Below are 24431 nucleotides of genomic sequence, written 5' to 3'. Positions count from 1 at the left end.
CTAAAACTGATAAACCGCCCCAACACCTTCTAAGCCCATATTCGTGTCTGGGGCGGCAATCATGAGCCCTGTATTAAAGCCGGCGATCGCGCTACCAAAGTTCAACACTCCATCACTGGGAGGAAGTTGGGGGTGTAAATAGGTTTCTAATAATTCCCCGGTGCGTAACTGGAATTTGAACGCCGCCCCAAAATCGAAAGGACCGAAACCGGGAGATCCTACCACAACATTATTGTTGCTGGTGGTGGTTATGAACTCACCAAAGCGATCGCCTGTCCGCAAGTTTTCCGGTGTGTAATTTGCCAAAACTGACCCAGTAATACCATCAATTAAAAACGCCGCCCCAGCATTTATTCCCCGCTGGTCATCACCCGGAGATCCGATGAGAATATCCCGTCCAATTCCCGTCCAGGCGACAGCATGACCAAAATTATCTAGTCCTGGGTTAGGGTTACGGAAAGACTGGATTAAATCTCCCGTTACACTATTAAATAAATAAGCCGAACCCGGACGGTTTGACTGACCAATTCCCAAGCTACCCGGTGCGCCAATTAATACCCAGTCTCCCACAGAGGCGATCGCCGCCCCAAAATAATCATCTGGTTGCGGGTTAGGATTATTAAAAATTTGCCGTAATTCTCCGGTTATACCATCAAATAAATAAGCAATTCCCCCTCGCAATTCCGATGTACTATCCCCTGGCGCACCAATTATTATATCATTACCAATAGTCGCCAAACTGTAGCCAAAATAATCAAAAGGTTCTGGGGTGGGATTGAATAATTGAGTTACGGGTAAACCAGTTATCGTATTATAAACATAAACCGCACCAGAAGCAAAGGCGATGCTACTATCTGTGGGCGCACCAATTACCGGGGCTAAACCTAAACTAGCAATAGCAGCGCCAAACTCTGAACTTCCAGCATTAGCAGAAGGGTTCTCAAAGGCTGGTAAAATTTCTCCCGTTGTGCCGTCTAAAACATAAACTAGACCTTGAGAATTATTCCATCCCGGACTACCAATTAAAATCTGATTGTTCACAGTTTCTAAAGCCGCGCCAAACCTAGCAAAAGATTCAGGTATGGGGTTATTAAAGGTTTGGATAGGGTCAGGGGGAGTCTGGTCAGAAATAATGCTTAATGTCGCCACAGTGGGATTAATTAAAGTAGCATTTCCGGTGGCATCTTGTAACGATAATTCTAAGACTTCAGGATAGGTAACAATGGGATTATTAGCGATGGGAATTGATACAGTTTTACCCCCCAATTCTCCATCGGGAAAATTAATCATAATTGGGCTGATATCAACACCCCTGGGAGGTAAAGGAGTTAATAAACTGGGAATCAAAGTTACACTAACTGCACCATCTTCACCACCGGAACGCACCACGGTAATGGGTTGGGTACTCATGCCATTATCCTGTACTTCAAATCTGGTTGATTCAAAGGATAAAACACCCGGAACAAAAAAGTCACTGCGGTTAATATCATTAGGACGGATACCTCGCAATAGGGCTATAATTTCTCCGGTGGGAGTTTCCAGAATGGTATTATTTATATTAGGGTTAGTGTCATCAAGAATAATATTTAGCTGGTCTATGGGAGCATCTCCTAGTAGCAAAATAGTATCTTGTCCGGGGGTAAAATCAAAAATCTGATCAGTGTCAGCAATGGTGGTCAAACCATTACCAGCCTCTAAGACAAAGGTATCATTTCCCGTCCCTCCTACTAGGGTATTACTCCCGGAATTTCCGAATAGTATATTATTACCCTCGTCTGCTAAAATTAGATCGTTTCCCAGTCCCCCATAGATGGTATCATCCCCCTCGCCACCGCTAATAATATCATCACCAGATCCGCCCAAAATCAGATCATTTCCCAGTCCGCCACCAATTTGATCATCATCAGTTCCCCCATATAAGGTATCATTTCCTGGTCCGCCAAAGATGGTATTTTCTCCAGCATCTCCAAAGATTAAATCATTACCTTCTCCACCCCTAAGAATATCAGAACCTTGTCCACCATAAATTAGATTATTTCCCGCATCTCCATCAATAACATCATTTCCCGGTCCCCCAAATATGGTATCATTTCCCGGTCCTCCTGATAGGATATCATTCCCAGCATTTCCAAAGATTAAATCATCACCTTCATTACCCTCGATATAATCATCTCCCTGACCGCCATATAAGGTGTCATTTCCTCCCCCTCCAAATATTTGATCATCCCCCTGGTTTCCATAAATTAGTGCTGGGTCTACTAAACTTCGGACTGTATCATTTCCAGACCCTAGAAATACTCCCAAGGGAAACACCCCTAATTGATTCTCAAAAAAGGTGATATCTACGGGGTTATCATCTCCGACAAGGCGCAGCAAACCAGTAATTGGATCAGTTTCAGGTCTTAATACCATAGTTAATTAGGCGATCGCATTTTATTACTAACAGGGAACATGGTATCATTTTTTCTTCCCATCCACAACTGATCAATAGTGACAAACTCATATCCTTGTTTTAATAATTTTGGAATCACCTTAGCGCTAGTTTCTGCTACATGACAGCCACCAAAATAGCCATCATGAAGGACAATTATCGAGCCATTTTTAGTCTGTCGCAAAATGCGATCGCTCACCACCTCTACCCCCGGTTCTACCCAATCTTCCGGAACCACAGACCACATCACTGTTCGATAGTTCCAATTATTCAGTAGTTGCAAAGTTTTCCCCGTAAACAATCCATTAGGAGGACGCACATAGATAACTTGATTTTCTGGCAATCCACAAATCTGACAAATCGCCGATTGAGTCCGGTCTAAACTTAACTTTAATTCCCGTTTATTTAACCTAGTAAAAGACTTATGCTGATAACCATGAATCCCAATCCAATGCCCACGCAGATGGACTTCTTGAGCAATTTTAGGATATTTTTCGACGAAAATTCCTAACCAAAAAAAACTAGCTTTAATCTGATAATAGTCTAAAACTTCCAATAATTCCAAGGTATATTGAGGATGGGGACCGTCATCTATAGTTAGGGCGATTTGTCGTTGAGATAAATTACCACTCCATAAACAATTGGGAAAACCGAATTTTAACAGAGGGTATAACAACGGATACAAAAAAGCTAGTTGCAGTTTGATTTGAGATTTAGCCATGTTACCAATTTCCTTACTCGTGACCTACCAACAGTTATTGAGTTGATGAACTTAGGCGAAACTCTCACCTTCAGCCAGACCAGTATACAACACCGACTCTATAGCGTGTAATAGTTTATCCTCCCCATTAACATAGGATTTGCGAAAAACCTTTGATCTCTAATCGTACTTAGACCAATTGTAGCCAAGTGATTATAAATGTATTCGGCTGGGAAGTTTTCGGGTACAATTATTAATAAAAATTTGAGAAACAAAACATGATCGAAGTCATTGTAATTGGTGGTGGGGCGGCGGGTTTTTTTGGGGCGATCGCCTGTAAAGAAACCTACCCTAAAACCCATGTTACCCTATTAGAAGCTGGAAAAACTCCCCTAGCCAAAGTTCGTATTTCTGGCGGCGGACGCTGTAACGTTACCCACGCCTGTTTTGACCCTGTGGAGTTTATTCGCAACTATCCCAGGGGTAACAAAGCCTTGCGCGGACCTTTTACTAGGTTTCAAGCTAAACATACCGTAGACTGGTTTACCCACCGAGGAGTTAAGTTAAAAACCGAGGCTGATGGTCGAATGTTCCCCATAACTGATGATTCGGCAACCATTGTTAATTGCTTATTAAATAGCGCCCAAAATGCGGGAGTCAAAGTCAAAACCGGGGCGGCGGTTGTGGGTATTACTCAACTTGAGCGAGGCTTTCAAGTCTGTTTAAAATCCCAGGAAGTTTGCCAATGCGATCGCCTATTACTAGCCACAGGAAGCAGTCCCGCCGGCTATAATTTTGCCCAAAAATTAGGACATACTATCATCCCCCCAGTTCCCTCCCTATTCACCTTTAATATAGCGGACAAACCCTTGCAGGAATTAGCCGGAATATCCGTAGATTCAGTGAATCTAAAACTAACCGGAACCCCCTTAACCCAAACCGGACCCCTGTTAATTACTCACTGGGGAATTAGTGGACCCGCCGTCTTAAAATTATCAGCTTGGGGGGCAAGATTTTTGCAGGAATGTCGTTATAAAACCCCCTTAATAATTGATTGGCTACCAGAATTAAATATAGACCAATTGCGAGAAATTATCCTCCAGACTAAATCTGAATTTGGCAAGCGATCGCCATCTTCCCACTGTCCGATTAATTTACCCCGTCGCCTCTGGCAATATCTAATTATCCGAGTAGGAATCAACCCCCAACAACCTTGGGCGGAACTATCTAAAAAACACTTAAATCAACTCATCGAAGAATTAAAACGCAGTCGCCATCAAATCACTGGTAAAGGAGTCTTTAAAGAAGAATTCGTCACCTGTGGCGGAGTCAACCTGAAAGAAATAGACTTTAAGACCATGGGAAGTCGGCGGTGTCCGGGGCTATATTTCGCCGGAGAAATTCTTGATATTGACGGCGTGACAGGAGGCTTCAATTTTCAAAACGCCTGGACAACCGGATGGTTAGCCGGACAGGGGATGGGCGGTTTTCCGAACCCCAATTAATCATGAAGCGATCGGGAATTGTTCCATCAGAAATTGAAGTGATCACTGTCAACCCAAACGATCGCCCATTAGAGGAAGACACCATGAAAAAATTATACCGCAGCCGTGAACATTGCCAAATCGCCGGAGTAGCCGGAGGAGTCGCCCAATACTTCAATGTTGACCCCTTGCTAGTGAGACTCACCTTTATTATTTTAGGCCTATCTGCCGCCCCCGGCATTATCATCTATGCCATACTGTGGGTGTTAGTCCCCAAGGAACCCACCCTTCTTGAGGAATTTGAGGATAGCAAAACCTCCAAATTGTAACCCCTAAATGGTAGAATCAAGGGTTGGACACCCTTTTCACAGCAGGCAGTTTCATGAGTGTGGCAGACGATAAAACCGTTGTTCGGCAGTATTTTAATTCAACAGGCTTCGATCGCTGGCAAAGAATTTATGGTAACGGCGAAGTCAACCGGGTACAGCGGGATATCCGCGACGGACACCAGCAAACCGTCGATCGCGTCCTAGAATGGCTGCAAGCTGATGGAAACCTAGGCGGCTTAATGGTATGTGATGCAGGCTGTGGAGTCGGAAGCCTCAGCATACCCTTGGGAGACGCAGGGGCGATCGTTTCCGCCAGCGACATTTCCGAAAAAATGGTCGCCGAAGCATCCCAACGGGCCAGAAACCAACTAATCACCCGCGCCAGCAATATCAACTTTATGGCGCAAGACCTAGAAAAATTAACAGGTCGCTATCACACCGTAATTTGCTTAGATGTGTTAATTCACTATCCCCAAAACCAAGCAGCAGAGATGATCTCTCATCTATGTTCCCTCGCCGAAACCCGGATCATTCTGAGTTTCGCCCCCAAAACCTTAGCCCTGAGTATACTTAAAAAAATTGGCGAATTTTTCCCAGGACCAAGCAAAACCACCCGCGCCTATCAACACCGGGAGGCAGATATCATCAAAATTCTCTCAGATAACGGCTTTACCGTTAGCCGAGAATCGATGATTTCTACCAGGTTTTATTTCTCACGGTTGTTAGAAGCCATACGCTGTTGATATTATTGATTTAGCCTCAATAGGGAAGTCAGGGGGATGAAACCATGCAGATATTTAAGCTGATAGTCGCCAGTTTCTTGATTCCCCTGGGGTTGATATTCTGGTTATCCGCTGCTACCGAATTAATTAGCCCCACCAACATATCAGATAATCCCTGGGGGAAAGTGGCGGGGGGGTTGATTTTGGGCAGCATTCCCCTGTTTATGGGGGGGTGGTTTATGTGGGAATGGTATCGCGAAAGACGCAGGGAACTCTACCGCCGCCAAAGATATAAGCGATCGGTATTTCTGCACCTAATTCGAGATCATAGAGGCTTAGTAACGGTTTCTAGCCTAGCCCAAGCCGCCAATATATCTCCCCAGGAAGCTAAAGAATTTTTAGACAGGGCGGTAGCTAAATATCACGGCGATTCCCCGCAATTAATAGACAGTGAATATTATTATTTTTTTCAGATTGATTAATCACTGCCAAATCTACCCATTTAAACCAACCTGAGAGACAAGTTAAACCTTGTCTCTTTTCGGTTCATTATGGCTATTTACGGGTTAGTTTTTTACCTCAGAAAACTCTAACACCCGTCCATCCAAATCCTTCACCAAAAAATTTAGAGGTCTTTCACTGCGGATTTTAAACTTGAGGGCTTGGGTTTGTACCCGCATCAAAATTTGGTCTAAACAATCGCGATCAAAACAAACATGGCGATGGCGATTTTTCGGACCATAACTAGCACCACTGATAATATGAAGTTGTGTATTTTTCATCAACTGATACCACAAGCCATCAGAAGCCCCTAAATCTTGGTTATTAGCAGTTGATATGTTAGTGGAAAGATACAAAGGATCGATGCCAGTAGCCCCCAAAGTTTGCTCATAATTATAGTAGTAGTGTAGGGGAACATCAGCCACAGGCAAATTTAGCAACCCCTCATAAAACTGTCTGGCCATATTTAAGTCAGTGACCATAATGGTATGAACCTTGGGGGCGCTAGTCAGGAACATCCACATAGCGACAGCATAAGCGGCCAGTAGCATCACCATTACCCCCTGAGTTGAGAAAATGCTGTCGAGGCCCAATTCTGGTAAAAAAGCACCTAGGGGCAGTGGATGCGGTAGGAAATTTTCTATAATGCTAGTGGCTAAAACCATGAACGATAATAGAACATAAAGAACTGAACTGGATAGCTGTAGCTATGAAAGGTTGCGGGTGCAACATAACTGATAACGCTTTCAGGCCTATTCCAGATTTAGTGATTATCTTAACAAAAATTTTTGCAGGCGATGAAACTCACAGTCACCGAAAACGATCGCATAAATGATCTCATCGATGTATTTGTCTACGGGAGTCTCAAACCCGGCGAGTTCAATTACAACCGTTACTGTCTCGGACGCACCATAGAGGAATTACCAGCGTGCGCCCTAGGTGAATTATATTCCCTCTCCCTAGGTTATCCAGCCATGACCACAGGGACGCGCTGGGTATCTGGAGTTATCCTATCCTTCACAGACCCCAGCCTTCTCGCCGACCTCGATCGCCTGGAAGACTACCAAAGCGATCGCCCACCGGAGCAAAACCAATATCAACGCCGCCGCATTCTCACCTACACCCCAGATCTAAAACCTCTGCGTGAGACCTGGGCTTATTTCATGTATCCCCAAGTAGTTAGCTCCTTTCAGGGAGTCTTGATTCCCTGTGGTGACTGGAAACCCAGCTAGAATTAACCTAGGGGTGAGCTATGGGACCTTTAGGAATCACAATCAGCGGTTGATCTATGGTCAAACTAACCGCCTCTGGGTTGACAATGGGTAGCAAAGGCTCATTCAGAGCAATTTGTAGTGGTTCCGACTCCACCCGGTTCAACTGAGCAAAGAGAGTACCACCCCCACCTGTGGGAGCCCAACTCGCTAAAACCGCCAAAAACAGAGCGGCGATCGCCCCCCCACCACTGACCACCATCAAATTATTCCGGCGTTCAACCTGGTTGAACACAGCACCAGCCAACTGTTGGGCGGATTCAGTATTTTTCGGCCCCGGCATTGAGTGCCAACGCGATCGCAGTTGCATCATTTGCAAATAAGCCGCCTTATATTGGCGATCAATATCCAACCGCTGCTGAACCTGGCGGCGTTCTGCTGGTGTCGCCTCACCATCAATATAGGCTGAAAGTAGCTCATAATACATTGGTTCATCCCAACTCCCTTCTCCCTGGGACTCAGGATGCCAATTCGGATTCAAATTACCTAAGCGATCGTCATGGTTAGACTTCATTGGGACACCCCCCTAAAACGCAAGCAGAAATCGAAACCAACGGTCCAACCTTTTTGAATTTAATCGGGGAGAAAATGTAGAGCCACAAAAATCAACAGACCGCCGGTTTCTGACCATTAACTTCCTATTATATTCCCTCCAAACGGAATTAGTCATCATCTCAACTAATCATTTAGATAAGGTTGTAGTTGAGATTGTAACCGCTGACGCGCCCTAGCAATGCGAGACTTAACAGTTCCTAAAGAAACTCCCGTAATTTCCGCAATTTCCTCATAAGCTAGGCCTTGAATTTCCCGCAGCACAATAGTAGTGCGGAACACCTCGGGCAAATCAGCGATCGCCTCTTGTAGATGATCATAAAACTCTCTAGTCGCTAAATCCTCATCAGGACCAGGACGATCTGCTGGCAATTCCCATTCCATCTCCCCATCATCAACAGTACGAGGAGCATCGAGAGACAAAGCCGGTCTCACCCGTTTCCGTTTCCGCAGTTCATCATAAAATAAATTAGTCGCAATCCGGCTCAACCACCCTTGAAACTTAGCAGGTTCCTGTAGTCGTTTAATATTGCGGTAAACTCGAATCCATATTTCTTGGGCCAAATCCGCCCGATCTTGCCAATCAGGCGCTAGGTGAAACAGAATCTTATCCACATGGGACTGATAGCGGCGTAATAGTTCTGTAAAGGCAATACGGTCTGGCTGCAAGCCTTCCTGACACCGTAGAACTAGATCATAGTTCGACAGCTTTTCAGGAGATAATTTAACTTCGGGAGCGGTTGCCGACCCGGAAGACCAGGATAGGGGTACAAATTGACTGATCATGGTTTCAAATTTGCGTATTGAGGCAGGCTGTTGATGTTTGACGCGACATGAACGGATTAAGTTCCTAATGTTCATCTGGTTAGCAGGTAGCTTCACATAAGCCAATACTAACCCAACTACTCGATCCGTCAACCCAATGTTCCTTTTTCCAAATCGGGGCATTATGCTTTAGGGTATCAATGGCATACTGGCAAGCCTCAAAAGCCTCTCGGCGGTGAGGACAACCCACGGCCACCAATACACTAATATCCCCAATCTGTAGATGTCCGATCCGGTGCTGTATAACCACCCGCGTTACATCAGGCCATTGAGTTTTAATCTGTTCAGAAATTTCCTGGAACACCCGCAGCGCCATGGGCTGATAGGCTTGATATTCCAAGGACTTAACCGGTTTGCCGTCCGTTTGATTGCGAACCATGCCACTCATTACCACGATCGCACCATTGGCCGGATCGTCCACCAGATTATAAACATCTTCCAGGGACAACTGCCCTAGGGAAATGGCAAAATCTGACTGAGTTGGTAAAGAATACAGGTTCATTGTTTAATTATTTCCATCTTCGGCAATGTTAATCAGGATCTTCTAATAAGGTAAAGGGGATTGATACATCGGCATTTCGTCACTCTCCGACATTTCTCGAGCCTTTTGTTCCTGGCTGGCGATATCTTCATCACTCATATACTCATCCGCAATTTCCAACAGTTCCGGTATTGTTACAAACTCATAACCCTGCCGTTTCAATTCCGCAATAATTCTGGGGAGAGCCGCTACTGTAGGCGCACGGTTCCCGCCTCCATCGTGCATCAGTACAATGCCACCGGGTTTGGCTTGAGTTAAAACATTACGAGCGATCGCATCTGTACCCGATCGCCAATCCGCTGAGTCCACAGACCACATAATATTAGCTTGATTTTGGCTATGAACATACTCAACCAAACCATTAGTCATTACCCCCCCCGGCGGTCGAAATAGAGCCGTTTTAGTTCCTGTCACCTCCTCAATTAAATCCCCTGTACTATTAATCTCCTTCGCTGCTTCCGCCTGACTTACTTTATGGTAACGGTGGTTCCAGGTATGATTAGCTAACGCATGACCTTCATCTGCTACTTTTTTGGCAATCTCCTTGTTATTATTCAAAGCCGCCCCAATTAAGAAAAAAGTCGCCTTAATATTATTTTTTCTGAGAATATCTAAAACCTGTTCCGTCGTTCGCGGCCAAGGACCATCATCAAAAGTCAGAGCAATAACTTTCCGTTCTGGTGGCAAATTAACCTCTTTTATAGTAGTTCCTTGGAATCGTTGAGGAACCGAAAAAGTAAAGCGTTCATTTTCTAACTCGTTCAAGGCGCTTTGTGTTGATTGTAACCTTTGAGTTAGAGCCAGTTTGACCCCAGGTATTCCTAAATTAGGGACAGGTAGCTGTCTTGAATTATTAGAGTTTTCTACCTCTCCTTGTGTCTGTCTCTCAGCCGCTACTTGCTGACTTATTGGCGGCTGATATGTAACTCTCGCTTCCCGGTCTATATGTAAAGTCCAAGGTAAAGCTACACCCATCACAAAACTACTTAATGCTGCCAATATTGCCAGAGTTAAAACTCTTTGTTGGCGACGATATACTCTGTAGTAAGGCTGAACCACGTCATATCTCCTTCACACCAATTAAATTTTCTGTTAATTTTCACTAGGTAGTTATTATTGGGGAAATTGATCTACAATTACCCTAGGTTACTACAGATTACGCTAATCCCAGCAGATTCACCGGAATTTTAGATAAGTTCAATCCCTGAGACAGTAGCTCTATCTCGGCTCTCCCTTAAACCCCATTACTGGAGTCAGCATCATCATCATTTTTCAGATGTTCTGTATATAACCTAACAATTTCATTAGTAACTTGCTCAATACTTAGTCCATCGGTACTAAGTTCGATCGCATCAACTGCCTTTCGCAGTGGAGCAATAGTTCGGTTACTATCTAATTCATCCCGTCGGATAATGTCCTGTTTAATCTCTTCTAAATTGGTATTGAAATCACCCTTTTGTTGTAATTCCAGATAGCGACGCTTGGCTCGTTCTTCCACAGATGCAGTCAGAAAAATTTTCAACTCAGCATCGGGGAAAACATGAGTGCCAATATCCCGTCCTTCCGCCACCAAACCGCCCCGACGACCTAACTGCTGTTGTTGTTTAACGAGACCATGACGGACTGCCACCTGAGCAGCGATCGCCGATACATTGCGGGTAACTTCCTGGGTACGGATCGCCTCAGTCACATCAGACCCATCTATCAAAACCCTAATTTGATCTTGATCAGGAATCAACTCAATCCGTGAACCACTAACCAACTCAGCGATCGCCGGTTCATCATCCACAGATATTTGAGACTCAAGCACCTTCCAGGTAATAGCGCGATACATCGCTCCCGTATCAAGGTACATCAAATTTAAAAGTTGTGCAATATGACGGGTAACAGTAGACTTACCCGCTCCGGCCGGGCCATCGATCGCCACAATAGGCTGGCGAGTATTGAGCATAATATTATCAATCAAACGAGTATTTCCCACAGAGGCGGCGATCGCCAAAAGTCCTATTTCCTCAACAGTTTCCAATTGAACTAAAGTATCTGGCGCAACCAGTTCCAAATATTCTAGCTTCACGCCCGGCACTCTCGCCAGAATTTCCTGCGCCGCCTGTAGCAGACCCGCACGCGATCGCACTCCCTCACCGCATCGCCGCCCCGCCGCCTGCAAAGCCTTATATAAAACTGTAGCTTGCTGTTTCTGTTCCCGTGTCAAATACTGATTACGGGAACTATAAGCCAGTCCCGAAGCCTCTCGAATAATCGGACAGGCCACAATCTCAATCGGCCAATTCAAATCCGCCACCATGCGCCTAATTACCGCCACTTGTTGAGCATCTTTCTGACCAAAATAGGCGCGGTTGGGTTGAATTAAATTAAACAATTTAGCCACAATAGTTGTCACCCCCTGAAAATGTCCCGGACGGGATGCACCACACAGCCGGGACGTGAGCGAGTCAGGGACAATCACACAAGTTTGTTGAGATAAGCCAGTTTCTGTGTTTCCCGTCTCCTCAGAGCCATAAATCTCCTCAACCGACGGAGCAAATACCACATCAACCCCATTTTCCCGACCAAGTGCTAAATCCGCCTCCAAATTACGGGGGTACTTTTGGAAATCTTCCCTAGGTCCAAATTGTAGGGGGTTAACAAAGATGCTAACCACCACTAGATCAGAGCCATTACGAGCCTGACGAATTAAGCTCAAATGTCCTGAATGTAAACCCCCCATAGTGGGGACTAAACCTATTTGCCGATTATGGCAGGCTTGGGAATACGATCGCCAAGCCGCAACAGTTGTAAACAGGCGCATAAAAGTAGTTGTGGGTGCAATAATTGCACCCTAATATCAATCATTCCCTTCATTGTATAGGGAACAGCACCATCCACCTTAATTAGCTGGCGTGATCACCTCCACCGTTACCGGAGCCACCCCACTGCTAATCATACCGATCGCCTGTGCTGCTCCAGCAGACAAGTCAATAATCCGGCCTCCGATAAATGGGCCTCGGTCATTAATTCTCACCACCACAGAACGACCGTTATGCTGATTGGTAACACGGACTTCTGTACCAAAAGGTAAATAACGGTGAGCCGCAGTCATAGCATATTGGTTGTAGCGTTCACCATTAGCCGTGCGGTTCCCATGAAAACCAGGACCATACCAAGAAGCCCAACCCTGGAGACGATTAGCCACAGAACGCACAGCTACTGTAGTCACTTCCGGCTCTGGTCTTCCTTCAATGTCGCTGAGGGGTGGCGCATTACCTACCTGTCTCCGCAGGCGGTTAGTAGCTTGTAGTGCATCTGTAGCCAGATCACGGGTATTGTCGGGGAGGATAGTATTACCATCAATGGCTACTAATTTTTCCTCACCTACTTGGATCACATAATTTTTTTCCTGATCATTCCATCGGACTCTGATGGTATCTGCATCAATATTGTCTCGACTGATCTGATTAATTTTGACCGCGACATTATTGGCTCTAGCGACTGGATCGCTGGCTTGTGTGGGGTAAGCCACTATTAAATTACCAGTTGAACTCTCAGCTACATTGACAGATTGATAGTTGATGGGGCGGGCTGTCGTTTCTGAGGGGTTTTGAACAAAGGTGAGAACGGGGATATTACGAACGAAGAGGGTTGCAGCTTGTTTGTCGTCTAATTCATGGGTTTCAATTTGGGTGATGTTCCCCTGTGATCTGGCTAATTGCTCAACATGGCTTCTCCCATCACTTTCTGGACATAAAAGGCGATCGCATTCAATTTCAGCATAAGCTGGCGCGCAAACTGATAGAACCAGTAAAGAAACTAGACCACTCCAAGGTTTTGCGTTCATAAATCTTCTATATGAAACAACCACGTTTGAACTGAAATTGACTTAGACCCTACATGGCAGGCTATGACACCCCCATAGTCATCGCTACTCAATTTCCTGTTCGCTTGGGTTGAAGGAACTGCAACACACTAGCACGAACTTTTCTATTTGGGGATCTAGTCTGGGGGCATAGTTTGCCGTCGGACTGACAAACTGGACAGTTTGGTTCCGGCCCAAATTCCCGGTCATCAAGACTTGGGGTAATTTCTACTGACGCAATACTAAGTGGTTCCAAAAAGTATTAAAGTTTCTTATAAGCCTTATAGGAGAGTTCGCGGGCCAAGCCTGAACACAAAAAAACAACAATCAATTATGGATTATCGAGAAGCTGGTGTTGATGTGGTAGCGGGTCGGGATTTTGTTAACCGTATCCGCGATCTGGTACAGGGAACTTATCGCCCAGAAGTATTGGGTGGTTTAGGGGGTTTTGGCGGCTGCTTGGAGTTACCCACAGGCTACCGTCAACCTGTCCTGGTATCTGGTACTGATGGTGTGGGTACTAAGCTAAAGATCGCTCATGCTGTTGACCGCCACGATACTATCGGTATTGATTTGGTGGCTATGTGTGTTAATGATGTGTTGACCTGTGGTGCGGAACCTCTGTTTTTTCTCGATTATCTGGCTACCGGAAAACTAGAACCAGAACAATTAACCCAGGTGGTCACCGGAATAGCTACCGGTTGTCAACAAGCTGGATGTGCTTTACTGGGGGGAGAAACGGCCGAGATGCCGGGATTCTATCACCCAGGTGAGTATGACGTGGCTGGGTTTTGTGTCGGTATTGTCGAAAAGCAACAGTTACTTGATGGTAGTCAGGTGAAAATCGCAGATGTGGCGATCGCTTTAGCTAGTAGTGGTCTCCATAGTAATGGCTTTAGTCTCGTTCGTAAGATTATCGCCGATCGCCAAATTGATTGGAATGACCGCCCTACTCAATTTGAGGGTCAAACTGTTGGCCAGGTCTGTTTGACTCCCACCCGCATTTATGTCAAACCTATTCTGAATGCTATTGCTAAGGGTTTACCTATTCATGGTATGGCTCATATTACTGGCGGAGGACTACCGGAAAATTTGCCCCGAGCTATTCCGGAAAATGCTGCTATTCGCATGATTCCCCACAGTTGGCCGATTCCTCCCATTTTTACCTGGTTGGCGGAATTGGGAGATGTTCCCCAAAGTGCTATGTGGGAAACTTTTAATATGGGTATTGGCTTTGTCGTTTTTGTCCCACCCGATCACGCCTCAGAGGCGATCGCATTCTTTCAATCACACCATATCCCTAGTTATACCGTCGGGGAGGTCGTCCCTGGAAATCGAGAATTAATTGGTTTGGAATAGCAACAGGAGAAGTTTTGGCTAAAAAAAAGCTCCTTTGAGATACAATGATATTTCGCCATCAAATACCAAAGCGACCTTAGCAAAGCAATGTCCATTCAATGGCAGACCGCTAAAACTTACCAAGATATTCTTTATTGTAAGGCGGACGGAATCGCCAAAATTACCATTAACCGCCCGGATAAGCGCAATGCTTTTCGCCCGAAAACGGTATTTGAACTGTATGATGCTTTTACAGATGCCAGGGAAGATCAGGCGATCGGTGTGGTTCTGTTTACCGGGGCTGGTCCCCATACAGATGGCAAATATGCCTTTTGTTCCGGCGGCGATCAGACTGTGCGCGGAGAAGCTGGTTATATTGATGATATCGGTGTCCCCCGTCTCAATGTTCTCGACCTCCAACGCCTAATTAGATCAATGCCTAAAGTCGTTATCGCCCTGGTAGCAGGTTATGCGATCGGCGGTGGTCATGTTCTCCATCTCATTTGTGATTTAACTATAGCCGCTGATAACGCCATTTTTGGTCAAACTGGGCCGAAAGTTGGCAGTTTTGACGGCGGCTTTGGGGCGAGTTATATGGCTCGTGTTGTCGGTCAGAAAAAAGCGCGGGAAATTTGGTTTCTCTGTCGGCAGTATAATGCCCAACAAGCCTTAGATATGGGTTTAGTTAACTGTGTCGTTCCCGTTGATCAGCTTGAGGCTGAAGGGGTCACATGGGCGTTGGAGATTTTGGAAAAAAGCCCGATCGCTATTCGCTGTTTGAAATCCGCTTTCAATGCTGACTGTGATGGTCAGGCGGGGTTACAGGAGTTGGCAGGGAATGCCACTTTGTTGTATTATATGACTGAGGAAGGAGCCGAGGGAAAACAGGCGTTTTTGGAAAAACGAAAACCAGATTTTCGTCAGTATCCATGGCTTCCTTGACCGCTTTCGCGCTAAACAGCGATCGCTTCTCTGGGTTGCTCCCTTGAAGACTCTAATTCTGGGTGAGTTGCAGTTATATTTGGGAAGTCTCCCACCATTGCTTCTCGTAGGGTCGGGAGGTTTTGGTTCAGATGGATTACTGTATCCACCGTTTCCCAAGAAGGTGCAAAGGCGGGAAGTGCTAGGGGACACGCTTTCCAACGACCCTGAACCGGAACGTGGAGTTGATGGCATAGCCCGCCACGTCTCCCCTCGGGAGTGTAGTGTTGACAACAACGACAAGCAGACGTTAACAGGTTTGAAGCTCCCATAGCAGGCTTCCTCGCTAAAGAATGATCCAATACCTATATTGTCGTATATCCTTGATCCCTGCCTAGAATCCGTCATCCCTTATCCAGTATGCCTTAGAATCCGTTTTTATCGTTCAGGAAACTTTATAATTGTTTTATATTCTCTTCATATATAGATACAAACTTAGCTAATTTGTTAAAGAAATGTAAAGTATCGGGGATCAAGTCTAAAGCCATCAAAACCAATTGGGGATCAACGCTAATTGATTGCATCCCCTATTCGTCTTGGCATTTATCAGCTGTCAGGAGTTCGGCAAAGCAAATATGACAAACAGACCAGCGTTGTAGTTCACCGGGAGGGGTGGGGGATTGACATCGAGGACATAGGGGCCAATGTTGCGATCGCCTTTGGATTTTACTAGCCCAAATTTCAAAAGCAGCGATCGGCGTTTTCGGTGCAGCCACATCCTCAGATCCCCTCTGCTCAATAGTCCCAAATTCCCCATTAACCGGGATAGTGCTGGGATGTTGTTGAATATCTGTCCTTTCCGTCAAAGCACCCGCGGCCAATAGATAAGACCCATCAGACCACTGAGCCGTGGAAAACTTGATATCATGCAAAGGATCACACAGCCACTGATTTAGGTGTCGGACAATTTGCTTACGCCTGAAGGTGAGCTCCTGAGTCCAAGCCGCGCTAGAAGTAGCTACCTGCAAAATATTTCGGTAAATCGTTATGGGTCGAGTATGAGCCTGTGCTGATTTTCCGACCACATCAGGCCAATGGCTAACTACTAGCTGAAACTGCTGTTGTTCCGGGGTTAAAATCCGGTCAGCAAAGGTACTTATAATCTGATCAATGGATTCAAAGTTCAATTAAAATCAACCCCATTTTCCAGGAATTTTGTTATGAGCCAATCTTCTCAAATTAAAACTACCTCCTCCCCCCCCCAACTACAACCAGTCCTCCAATCGGTTTTGGAAAGCCTAGACGTAAAACTAGAGCAGGAACTAACCCGCTATCGCCGATATAGACGGCAATCTCAATCCGATAATCAGCAGCCTAGGGAGTCATCTAATAACCAATCGCAATCATTTCCAGGTGCGATCGCTCCTCCTGTCAGAACTCCAGAATTACCCGCAAGTCAAGCAGAACCACAGCGCCCCCCCACAGGCTGGGAATCAGTCGTCTTACCAGAACCCGCTCCCATTGTTCCCCATAGCCAAAACCAAACAACAGCCAACGGCAATGGTTCCAGCGTCGAAACCTCAAGCGCCACCTCACCGTTAGGCTACCTGGAATCGACCGAAAAACTGATTAGCAGCATCGAAAAACGTGCCGAATATAGAAAACAGCAACGCAGTCAAAGTTGGACTAATAGATTATTTACCCCCTTGGGGATGGTCTCTATGCTGCTGCTGTTTATTTCTAGTGCCATTTTAGGCTATGTCGTCACAGGTGGTGCCGGCTTGCAAATACTAGGCTTCAATCGTCTGTTTAGGGATTCACAGACTCCTACTTCTGAGCCAATGGATACCAACAGAGTAGAACCAACATCTCCTAACCTGGCTACCCAGGAGTTTGTTGAATTAGATCTTAATACCCTCAGTACCATCAATCCTAATCCTAACCCCCCTACCACTGCACCCCAAACCACTCCACTAGATGGCGGCGCAACAGTTCCTCCCGCTCCATCTCCGTCCGTAGTGATTCCCACTGGTCCCGGACTTAATAACTTATCCCAGGAACTTTTACCTCAACCTGTCGCACCGACACCCGCACCCGCACCCGCACCCGCACCCGCACCCGCACCCGCACCCGCACCCGCACCCGCACCCGCACCCGCACCCGCACCCGCAGGCGGAACAACCCCCCAAGCTAATACTCCCCCCCAAGCTAATACTCCCACCCAGGTTAATGCTAATCCTGTTAGGGCTGAAGATGGATTCTATTATGTGGTAACAGATTACGACAATGATGCCAAGCTAGAAACAGTGCGCGGAGTGGTTCCTGATGCCTACATCCGCAGATTTAAAACAGGTGTCAAAATTCAAATGGGTGCTTTGGGTGATGCGGAATCGGCTAAACTCCTCGCTGAAGAATTACGATCCGCAGGAATTGCCGTTCAATTTGATACCCCATCACCAGGAGAGTAATCTTAACCATGGTTCACATGATAACCCCTCCTGGTAACTCCGAGGTATTAATACCAGTAGAACCCACTTAATTGCTGATCATTTTCGGGGAACGAAAGGCTACAATAAGGACAGGTTAACCTGCTAGGTATTGCTGCTATCTGTGGATAGTATCATGCTTCGCGCCTGTCCGTTGACCATCTCTGAATATTGGTCAAGTGTTCACCTTTTCAGGTCATAATAAATGCAACTCCTGAATCAAGTTTGGCAGATGGTTGGCTCCCATGTTAGCCGCCTATTTAACCAAACTAAAGATCCTGACCAACTGCTCAAGGAAGCTATAGACCAAATGCAGTCAGATCTAGTTCAACTACGACAGATCATAGCTGATACCCGTAGCACCCAAAAACAAATAGAACAGGATTATATTGATGCTGAAAAAAGTGCCCAGGAGTGGCACAAAAGGGCTCAGTTGGGTCTGAAAAAGGGTTCTGAATCGGTAGCACGGGAGGCTCTAATTAGAAGGAAATCTTACTTACATACAGCTAGTCAGATGCAAGAACAGTTGCAGATACAGCAACAAATTTTGGCACAACTTAAATCTAATTTACGAGAACTCTCGGAGCGTGCAGCTAATGCTAAAACTAAGCGGGATCTGTATCGGTCTAGATCCTATTCTCTGGAGGCTTACCAACGTTTGAATGAAATGGAGGAAAGCCTTGATTATACTAGGATTATAGACCGCCTTGAGGAGCGAGCTATTGAATTAGAAGTGCGATCGCCAGAATTAATCAGCCGGGGAGATGAATACAGCTATGATAACTATTCTGATGCCGAAATTGAAGCTGAGTTAAATGCTATGAAAGCTCAAATCCGATGGCGATCGCATTGACCATAAAATCCTATCAATATTTCACGGGTTCAGTTTAGACATCTTGGGAGGCACTACTAATCAATCATGCGCTTATTTATTATCCCCCCTATACCCAAGTTATCTTTACGTCTAGTCTTAATTGTCCCTTTTTTGCTACAAATTACCATAGCTTTCGGATTAACAGGATGGTTGTCTTATCGGAATAGAACCCGCGCGATTAATGACCTAGCTACCCAGTTACAAGTTGAGGTTAGTAACCGGATTAAACACGAAATGAATACCTATCTGGAAACTCCTCACCTGATTAATCAAATTAATGTTGATGCTATCAATCAAGGGTTAATTTCCATAAATAACATTCCTGCACTAGAACGCTATCTATGGACACAATTACAGCAGTTCCCCACCGCCAGCTATATTGGTATGGGTATGGAAACGGGGGATTATATTGGCGCGGGACGCTATGATGATGGTTCTATTGAATTTGATATTTTAGCTGATAGCACTAATCGTCAGTTAGAAAAATGGTTAACAGATGATCAGGGAAACCGAACTGAGTTGGTGAGTTCCCGCGATAATTATGATCCTAGATCTAGACCTTGGTATCTGGTCGCAGTGGAGGCGGGTAAGCCAGTTTGGAGTGAGATTTATGGGTATTTTGGCTCCCAAGCCTTAGTGGTTTCTGCTAATCGACCAATTAATGATCCGGAAGGAAATTTACTAGGTGTAGCCAGCAGTGACCTAACTTTAAAGCGAATTAGTGAGTTTCTCGGTACCTTGGAAATTGGCAAAACCGGACAAACATTTATTGTGGAACGTAATGGTTATTTAGTGGGAACTTCTACCCTAGAAAAAACCTTTATTACTGACGAAGAAAATCGCGATACTGAAAGAATTTTGGCAGTCGAGAGCAGTGACATAATGACCAGAGAAACTGCCCGATATTTAGCTAATAAATTGGATGATATTAGTCAAATAAATAATCACGAACGCCTCAGTTTTTATGTTAATAGTCGGCGAGAGTTTGTCCAGGTAACTCCCATGATTGACCCTAGGGGAATTGATTGGTTAATTGTGGTGGTGGTTCCCGAAGCGGATTTTATGGAACAGATCCATGAAAATACCCGCATCACAATTTTATTATTTATGATGGCGTTAGTGTTAGCGATAATTTTGGGTATTCTGACTGCTAGATGGATTAGTGAACCGATTTTACGCCTCAGTGAAGCCTCCAGTGCTATTGCTAGTGGCGCTCGTAATGCTACCGCTAGTGCTGAGTTAAATCAAAAGGTAAAAGTTGAGAAGATCCGAGAATTGGGGATGTTATCTGAATCCTTTAATATGATGATACAGAATTTGCGGGATTCATTTATTGCGCTAGAAAATACTAACCGAGAATTAGAACAACGGGTGTTAGAAAGGACGGCGGCGCTGCTTCAAGAAAAGGAGCGATCGGAAGAGTTATTACTTAATGTTTTACCTAAGCCTATTGCAGACCAGTTGAAAGCCAATAAAAAAGCTATAGCTTCTGCTATTGAAGAAGTGACTATTTTATTTGCTGATATTGTGGGATTTACTCCCCTATCGGCGCGGATGAACCCCATTGAGTTAGTCAGTTTACTTAATGAAATGTTTTCGATTTTTGATAACCTAGCCGAGAAACATAAATTAGAGAAGATTAAAACCATTGGCGATGCTTATATGGTGGTGGGAGGTTTACCACTACCGCAAGATAATCATGCGGAGGCGATCGCTGATATGGCTTTAGAAATGCAAGCAGCAATGAAGCAGTTTCAAGGTAGTTATTTAGTGGGTTCAGAATCCTTCCAAATTCGCATTGGTATCAATACCGGAGCCGTGGTAGCTGGGGTAATTGGGATTAAAAAATTTATTTATGATTTATGGGGAGATGCGGTTAATATTGCTTCCCGCATGGAATCATCAGGAACACCAGGTTCTATTCAAGTCACCGAGGAAACCTACAATCGCCTGAAGAAGAATTATATATTTAAAGAACGCGGTCCAATTCCGATCAAAGGAAAAGGACAGATGACTACTTATTGGTTATTGGGGAAAAAACCAGTAGTAGATATTTCCTCATGATTACCATCTATCTATCAGTTAATATCCTGATCCTCAATTATCGATTTAACCGCATTAGATTGACTAAGGACATAAACACCAGCCACAGTTATTTCAACGGGAATCGTACCCAGTAAACTAGGGCTTGGGGCGAGTAATTTACCATTATACTGATTCAGAATAGGCTTAATCTGATTAAGGGAACTTTCCGCCGCCTTTTGTGTAGCAACCATTTCAGCTTTTCGCTGTTCAGGAGATAGACGTGGCGATCGCTGATGATTTGATAGGGGAACCTGGAGGAAAACCAAAACCCGGATTTTTTCCTGAGACTTGAGACGCGCCAAACGAGCAGCAAATTCGGGGCTAATTTTCATATCGCGGTTCTCCCTAATACAAATGTTTAATGGGGTTAATGGGGGGAGCGCTGCTGGGTTAGCATCTCCTAGCACCACCCCCAGCAAAGTCAATCCAATTATGCCGTATGGGATCATCACAATTACCCCCCCTAACTAACCCCCCTAACTAATATGATAATTCAACCTATTTCAGAGCTTGTAGAGCTTCCCAAGGCTTAATTAACCCCCATCCCCAACGGTTATCCGGGCGCATTTGTTCTCCCCCAGGATGTTCGGCGGTTTCTCGCAACACTTCCACAATTTTGCTCACCGGAACATCAGGTTGTGCAGCTAACAATAGCGCCACCACTCCAGCCACGTGGGGAGTCGCCATAGATGTACCATCCATATAAGTATACTCAAAAGACCCATTAGCCTGTTTAGTGGGAGGAACAGCCGAATAAACCTGAGCCCCAGGGGCTGATACATCCGGCTTAGTCACTAAGCGGTTAGGAGCATCATCTGGAAATACTAAACTTGCGCCACTGCTAAAAAATGTAATTCCCAGTTCAGAATTAGGGAGCATTTCCACCGCGCCGATAGAGAAAGCATTATGAGCATTTCCTGGACAGCTAGTATTACCATGATTTTCGTTACCGACCGCCACCACAGGCAGAATATCATATTGATTGATCAGCATATCGAAAACCTGAGCAAACAGAGGCTCATAGTAACTCATACCCAAGGACATATTAATCACATCTGCCCCATTCTCAATTGACCAGGAAATACCCTCAATTAAGGTTCGCAGGGTGGCATTACCAATCAGAACCCCTCCCGCCAGTAAGTCAGCTTCTGGGGCGACACCAATTGAAACCCCACTTTCCGTTTTACCACCAGCCACAGTACCACAAACGTGGGTTCCATGATTGCCACCGTCAAAGGAAGGGGTAGCCGTAATTCGTCGCCCTAAAGGGTCGATGACTACAAACCCTTTCACCCGGTCTTTTAAGGCTGGATGATCTCCATGTACTCCCGTATCGAGAACGGATACTGTAACTCCTTTCCCTTTGGTTTTTTCCCACATTTTGGGAATTTCTAAGAGTTCTAATCCCCAGGTTAATTTGTTGTTTTCTTCCTGTCTCCGTAATTGTTGATAGTCAATGGCGCTAGGTTCAATTAATTTGATTTTTTGGTTGGGTAAAACCGCTACCACTCCTGGCTGTTCAACTAAAGCTGGTAAAGTTTCTGCGGTCACTTCTACTGTAGCAATGGGTAATGCACCTGAACCAATAGCAGATACATTGAAGTTTTGACCGACAGCACTTTTATAACTGGCTGCTAGTTTATTAACTTCGGCTTGGTGACTGGTGGCGGTTTGCTGGATAGTATTAAATCTTTGTTGAGAGTCACGCGGCGCGATATTTGTGGGGTATTGTCCCTGGAAAATTACGATCGCATCTTGTTTCCCTTGGGGGTCGGTGTTGGATAAAAACGGAGCAAAAGCTGGTGAAATTTTGGGGTTAATGGTCATTATTTTATGTCCTGTGAATTGATCTAAATTGCCTAGGTAGACAGGTTCACTAATCTGGTTTAGGATCACCTTGATTAGGTTGAACCATTCCCTACCCCTTTGACTATTTGACCCCAGTTTACTCAGAGAGTGACATCTGGGGTGAAGGGTTCCTCCCTCTTGTGGTTGTCAGTCCTCAAGTTCACTCACCCGTCAACCATTTCCGGCAAGGTTGAGATTTTAGCTATCAGATACTGTGGCAATGCAGTCTATTTCTACCAGTACATCTTTGGGTAATCTGGCTACTTCTACGCAGGCACGAGCGGGAGCATTTTCGGAATCGAAAAATTTGGCATAAATTTCATTTACGCTGCTAAAATGGCTCATATCCTTGAGGAAAATGGTGGTTTTGACTACTTCTGACCAACTGCTTTTGGCGGCGGTAAGGATGGCTTCTAGGTTCGCCATTACCTGTTTGGTCTGTTGTTCAATATCTCCTGAACCGATGAGTTGATTGGTTTCTGGATCGATCGCAATTTGGCCGGATACAAATACCATACCATTGACGATCACAGCTTGGCTATAAGGCCCCACAGGAGCCGGGGCGCGATTGGTGCAGATGATTTGACGCTTCATATTTGGGGTAGTTATCACTACTATTGTTGACACTTATTTTACACCCGATCGTCAATATGCGATCGCCCCTTTTTCTATTTTCATCTTCCCGAAATTGCCGGAATCATTGCCCGGATCAACAACACAGTATAAAATCACTGGATGAGGGAATTATTGCCGGGTAATATTCCCCAACCTACCACAGTGGCAGTAAACTGGAAAATAGCTATAATTTGACTATGATTGATGAAGGTGTTATCAAATATCAATGTAATTGGATAGAGGCTGAACCCTTAGCCTCACTCGTCTTAGGGGAGTTGATGTATTGGCGCGATCGCTTATATTCTTTAGGACTAATTGGAGTCTATGACAATGGCATTGGGTTTGGTAATGTCAGTGTGCGTGTGGGAGACTCTCGGGAATTTATCATTACCGGAACCCAAACCGGACACCTAGCCCATTTAACTCCCCAACATTATACCCTGGTTTCCGATTTTAGTTGGCAGGAAAATTGGATCACCTGTCGCGGTCCGATTAAAGCCTCATCAGAAGCCTTAACCCATGCTGCCATATATAGCCATCAACCTCAAATTACGGCGATCGCCCATGTTCATCATCCCCAAATTTGGCAGAAATTGATGTTTAAAGTTCCTACCACTAACCCTAATGTTCCCTATGGAACCCCGCAAATGGCAGAGGAAATGTTCCGTTTATTCGCGGTGGAAAATCTAGCCGATCAGCGAATTTTAGTCATGGGAGGACATGAAGACGGCTTTTTGAGTTTTGGTCAGAATTTGGCAGAAGCTGGGGAAGTTCTGCTACAATGGGTTAACATATATCCGACAAGATAACTATAGTTGGAGTCTTATGCAAAGACGTTCTATCGATTCTTTGGAAATTAATCGTCGCGCAGTACAACTGTTTGATGCTGCCTCTAACCGCTATAAAATTACTGTTCAGGTGGCTAAACGCGCCAAGCAGTGCCGCTACGAGGATTTTGATAATTTTGACGACAACCTGATGAAGCCAGTTATGCGGGCTATTGTGGAAATGTCCGATGAGTTAAGCCAACCGGAAATTATTGTCGATCGCTAAAG

General features: G+C 45.1%; 26 protein-coding genes. 12 read left to right on the top strand and 14 right to left on the bottom strand.

From position 1 onward, the window contains the following. Complete coding sequence (locus tag NLZ44_RS11980) at nt 1–2412, bottom strand: calcium-binding protein (protein ID WP_493752895.1); 2412 nt, start codon at nt 2410–2412, stop codon at nt 1–3. A gap of 2 nt (nt 2413–2414) precedes the next feature. Then, nucleotides 2415–3152, bottom strand: a complete 738-nt coding sequence (locus NLZ44_RS11975; protein ID WP_493752894.1) for a polysaccharide deacetylase family protein — start codon at nt 3150–3152, stop codon at nt 2415–2417. Nucleotides 3153–3409: 257 nt separating this feature from the next. Between NLZ44_RS11975 and NLZ44_RS11970 the strand changes: the two genes are divergently transcribed. Genes NLZ44_RS11970 through NLZ44_RS11955 form a run of 4 tightly spaced genes read left to right on the top strand, consistent with a single transcriptional unit; the run spans nt 3410 to nt 6148 of the window. After that, nucleotides 3410–4636 (top strand): BaiN/RdsA family NAD(P)/FAD-dependent oxidoreductase, encoded by a 1227-nt coding sequence (locus tag NLZ44_RS11970; RefSeq protein ID WP_493752893.1) that lies wholly within the window; start codon nt 3410–3412, stop codon nt 4634–4636. Nucleotides 4637–4638: 2 nt separating this feature from the next. Next, nucleotides 4639–4944 (top strand): PspC domain-containing protein, encoded by a 306-nt coding sequence (locus tag NLZ44_RS11965; protein ID WP_493752892.1) that lies wholly within the window; start codon nt 4639–4641, stop codon nt 4942–4944. A 53-nt stretch (nt 4945–4997) separates the two neighbouring features. Continuing rightward, on the top strand, nt 4998–5687 hold the full coding sequence (gene bchM, locus NLZ44_RS11960) for a magnesium protoporphyrin IX methyltransferase (RefSeq protein ID WP_493752891.1): 690 nt from the start codon (nt 4998–5000) through the stop codon (nt 5685–5687). A 44-nt stretch (nt 5688–5731) separates the two neighbouring features. Further along, nucleotides 5732–6148: a hypothetical protein gene (locus NLZ44_RS11955; protein WP_008051526.1), complete on the top strand. Its 417-nt coding sequence runs from the start codon at nt 5732–5734 to the stop codon at nt 6146–6148. 84 nt (nt 6149–6232) lie between these two features. Here NLZ44_RS11955 and NLZ44_RS11950 read toward each other — a convergent pair whose 3' ends face one another. Then, nucleotides 6233–6832: a VOC family protein gene (locus NLZ44_RS11950; protein ID WP_493752890.1), complete on the bottom strand. Its 600-nt coding sequence runs from the start codon at nt 6830–6832 to the stop codon at nt 6233–6235. A 132-nt stretch (nt 6833–6964) separates the two neighbouring features. Here NLZ44_RS11950 and NLZ44_RS11945 point away from each other — a divergent pair, with 132 nt between their 5' ends. Beyond that, nucleotides 6965–7399 (top strand): gamma-glutamylcyclotransferase family protein, encoded by a 435-nt coding sequence (locus tag NLZ44_RS11945; protein WP_493752889.1) that lies wholly within the window; start codon nt 6965–6967, stop codon nt 7397–7399. Between the two features lie 7 nt (nt 7400–7406). Here NLZ44_RS11945 and NLZ44_RS11940 read toward each other — a convergent pair whose 3' ends face one another. The 6 genes from NLZ44_RS11940 to NLZ44_RS11915 form a co-directional block, all read right to left on the bottom strand. Beyond that, nucleotides 7407–7952, bottom strand: coding sequence for an anti-sigma factor family protein (locus NLZ44_RS11940; protein ID WP_493752888.1), 546 nt, complete (start codon nt 7950–7952; stop codon nt 7407–7409). 164 nt (nt 7953–8116) lie between these two features. After that, the gene (locus NLZ44_RS11935) at nt 8117–8776 is read right to left on the bottom strand and encodes a sigma-70 family RNA polymerase sigma factor (RefSeq protein ID WP_493752887.1); all 660 of its coding nucleotides are present in this window, start codon (nt 8774–8776) and stop codon (nt 8117–8119) included. A gap of 79 nt (nt 8777–8855) precedes the next feature. Then, nucleotides 8856–9317: a molybdenum cofactor biosynthesis protein MoaE gene (locus NLZ44_RS11930; RefSeq protein WP_493752886.1), complete on the bottom strand. Its 462-nt coding sequence runs from the start codon at nt 9315–9317 to the stop codon at nt 8856–8858. 42 nt (nt 9318–9359) lie between these two features. Then, nucleotides 9360–10415, bottom strand: a complete 1056-nt coding sequence (locus NLZ44_RS11925) for a polysaccharide deacetylase family protein (protein WP_008051529.1) — start codon at nt 10413–10415, stop codon at nt 9360–9362. A 175-nt stretch (nt 10416–10590) separates the two neighbouring features. Continuing rightward, the gene (locus NLZ44_RS11920; protein ID WP_493752885.1) at nt 10591–12165 is read right to left on the bottom strand and encodes a bifunctional pantoate--beta-alanine ligase/(d)CMP kinase; all 1575 of its coding nucleotides are present in this window, start codon (nt 12163–12165) and stop codon (nt 10591–10593) included. Between the two features lie 78 nt (nt 12166–12243). Continuing rightward, entirely contained in the window at nt 12244–13191 is a 948-nt protein-coding gene (locus tag NLZ44_RS11915) for a septal ring lytic transglycosylase RlpA family protein (RefSeq protein ID WP_006625104.1), read from the bottom strand. 351 nt (nt 13192–13542) lie between these two features. On the opposite strand from NLZ44_RS11915, the gene purM reads away from it, so the two are divergent. Both purM and menB read left to right on the top strand, forming a co-directional pair. Next, the gene (purM, locus tag NLZ44_RS11910; protein ID WP_315640223.1) at nt 13543–14568 is read left to right on the top strand and encodes a phosphoribosylformylglycinamidine cyclo-ligase; all 1026 of its coding nucleotides are present in this window, start codon (nt 13543–13545) and stop codon (nt 14566–14568) included. Between the two features lie 87 nt (nt 14569–14655). Further along, nucleotides 14656–15489 (top strand): 1,4-dihydroxy-2-naphthoyl-CoA synthase, encoded by an 834-nt coding sequence (gene menB, locus NLZ44_RS11905; RefSeq protein WP_006625102.1) that lies wholly within the window; start codon nt 14656–14658, stop codon nt 15487–15489. A gap of 11 nt (nt 15490–15500) precedes the next feature. On the opposite strand, the gene NLZ44_RS11900 is transcribed toward menB, so the two are convergent. Both NLZ44_RS11900 and NLZ44_RS11895 read right to left on the bottom strand, forming a co-directional pair. Then, complete coding sequence (locus NLZ44_RS11900; RefSeq protein ID WP_493752884.1) at nt 15501–15800, bottom strand: hypothetical protein; 300 nt, start codon at nt 15798–15800, stop codon at nt 15501–15503. Between the two features lie 255 nt (nt 15801–16055). Beyond that, entirely contained in the window at nt 16056–16655 is a 600-nt protein-coding gene (locus NLZ44_RS11895; RefSeq protein WP_493752883.1) for a DciA family protein, read from the bottom strand. Between the two features lie 33 nt (nt 16656–16688). On the opposite strand from NLZ44_RS11895, the gene NLZ44_RS11890 reads away from it, so the two are divergent. The 3 genes from NLZ44_RS11890 to NLZ44_RS11880 all read left to right on the top strand — a co-directional run bounded on the left by NLZ44_RS11890 (nt 16689) and on the right by NLZ44_RS11880 (nt 20892). Beyond that, nucleotides 16689–17936, top strand: a complete 1248-nt coding sequence (locus tag NLZ44_RS11890) for a hypothetical protein (protein ID WP_493752882.1) — start codon at nt 16689–16691, stop codon at nt 17934–17936. A gap of 223 nt (nt 17937–18159) precedes the next feature. After that, nucleotides 18160–18807, top strand: coding sequence for a PspA/IM30 family protein (locus tag NLZ44_RS11885; protein WP_493752881.1), 648 nt, complete (start codon nt 18160–18162; stop codon nt 18805–18807). A gap of 66 nt (nt 18808–18873) precedes the next feature. Further along, entirely contained in the window at nt 18874–20892 is a 2019-nt protein-coding gene (locus NLZ44_RS11880) for an adenylate/guanylate cyclase domain-containing protein (protein WP_493752880.1), read from the top strand. Between the two features lie 14 nt (nt 20893–20906). Here NLZ44_RS11880 and NLZ44_RS11875 read toward each other — a convergent pair whose 3' ends face one another. The 3 genes from NLZ44_RS11875 to NLZ44_RS11865 form a co-directional block, all read right to left on the bottom strand. Continuing rightward, a complete protein-coding gene (locus NLZ44_RS11875) occupies nt 20907–21245 on the bottom strand; it encodes a DNA primase (RefSeq protein ID WP_493752879.1) in 339 nt (112 codons plus the stop codon). A 166-nt stretch (nt 21246–21411) separates the two neighbouring features. Continuing rightward, the gene (locus NLZ44_RS11870; RefSeq protein ID WP_493752878.1) at nt 21412–22740 is read right to left on the bottom strand and encodes a S8 family serine peptidase; all 1329 of its coding nucleotides are present in this window, start codon (nt 22738–22740) and stop codon (nt 21412–21414) included. 219 nt (nt 22741–22959) lie between these two features. Beyond that, complete coding sequence (locus NLZ44_RS11865) at nt 22960–23355, bottom strand: RidA family protein (RefSeq protein WP_493752877.1); 396 nt, start codon at nt 23353–23355, stop codon at nt 22960–22962. 212 nt (nt 23356–23567) lie between these two features. Between NLZ44_RS11865 and NLZ44_RS11860 the strand changes: the two genes are divergently transcribed. Together NLZ44_RS11860 and NLZ44_RS11855 are read left to right on the top strand one after the other, a co-directional pair. After that, nucleotides 23568–24185: a class II aldolase/adducin family protein gene (locus NLZ44_RS11860; protein ID WP_493752876.1), complete on the top strand. Its 618-nt coding sequence runs from the start codon at nt 23568–23570 to the stop codon at nt 24183–24185. A 16-nt stretch (nt 24186–24201) separates the two neighbouring features. After that, complete coding sequence (locus tag NLZ44_RS11855; protein WP_006625091.1) at nt 24202–24429, top strand: DNA-directed RNA polymerase subunit omega; 228 nt, start codon at nt 24202–24204, stop codon at nt 24427–24429. Nucleotides 24430–24431: the final 2 nt, after the last annotated feature.

It is taken from the genome of Arthrospira sp. PCC 9901 (assembly GCF_059013425.1).
The sequence above is the reverse complement of the archived record's forward strand: the minus strand, read 5'-3'. Positions and strand labels throughout refer to the sequence as shown.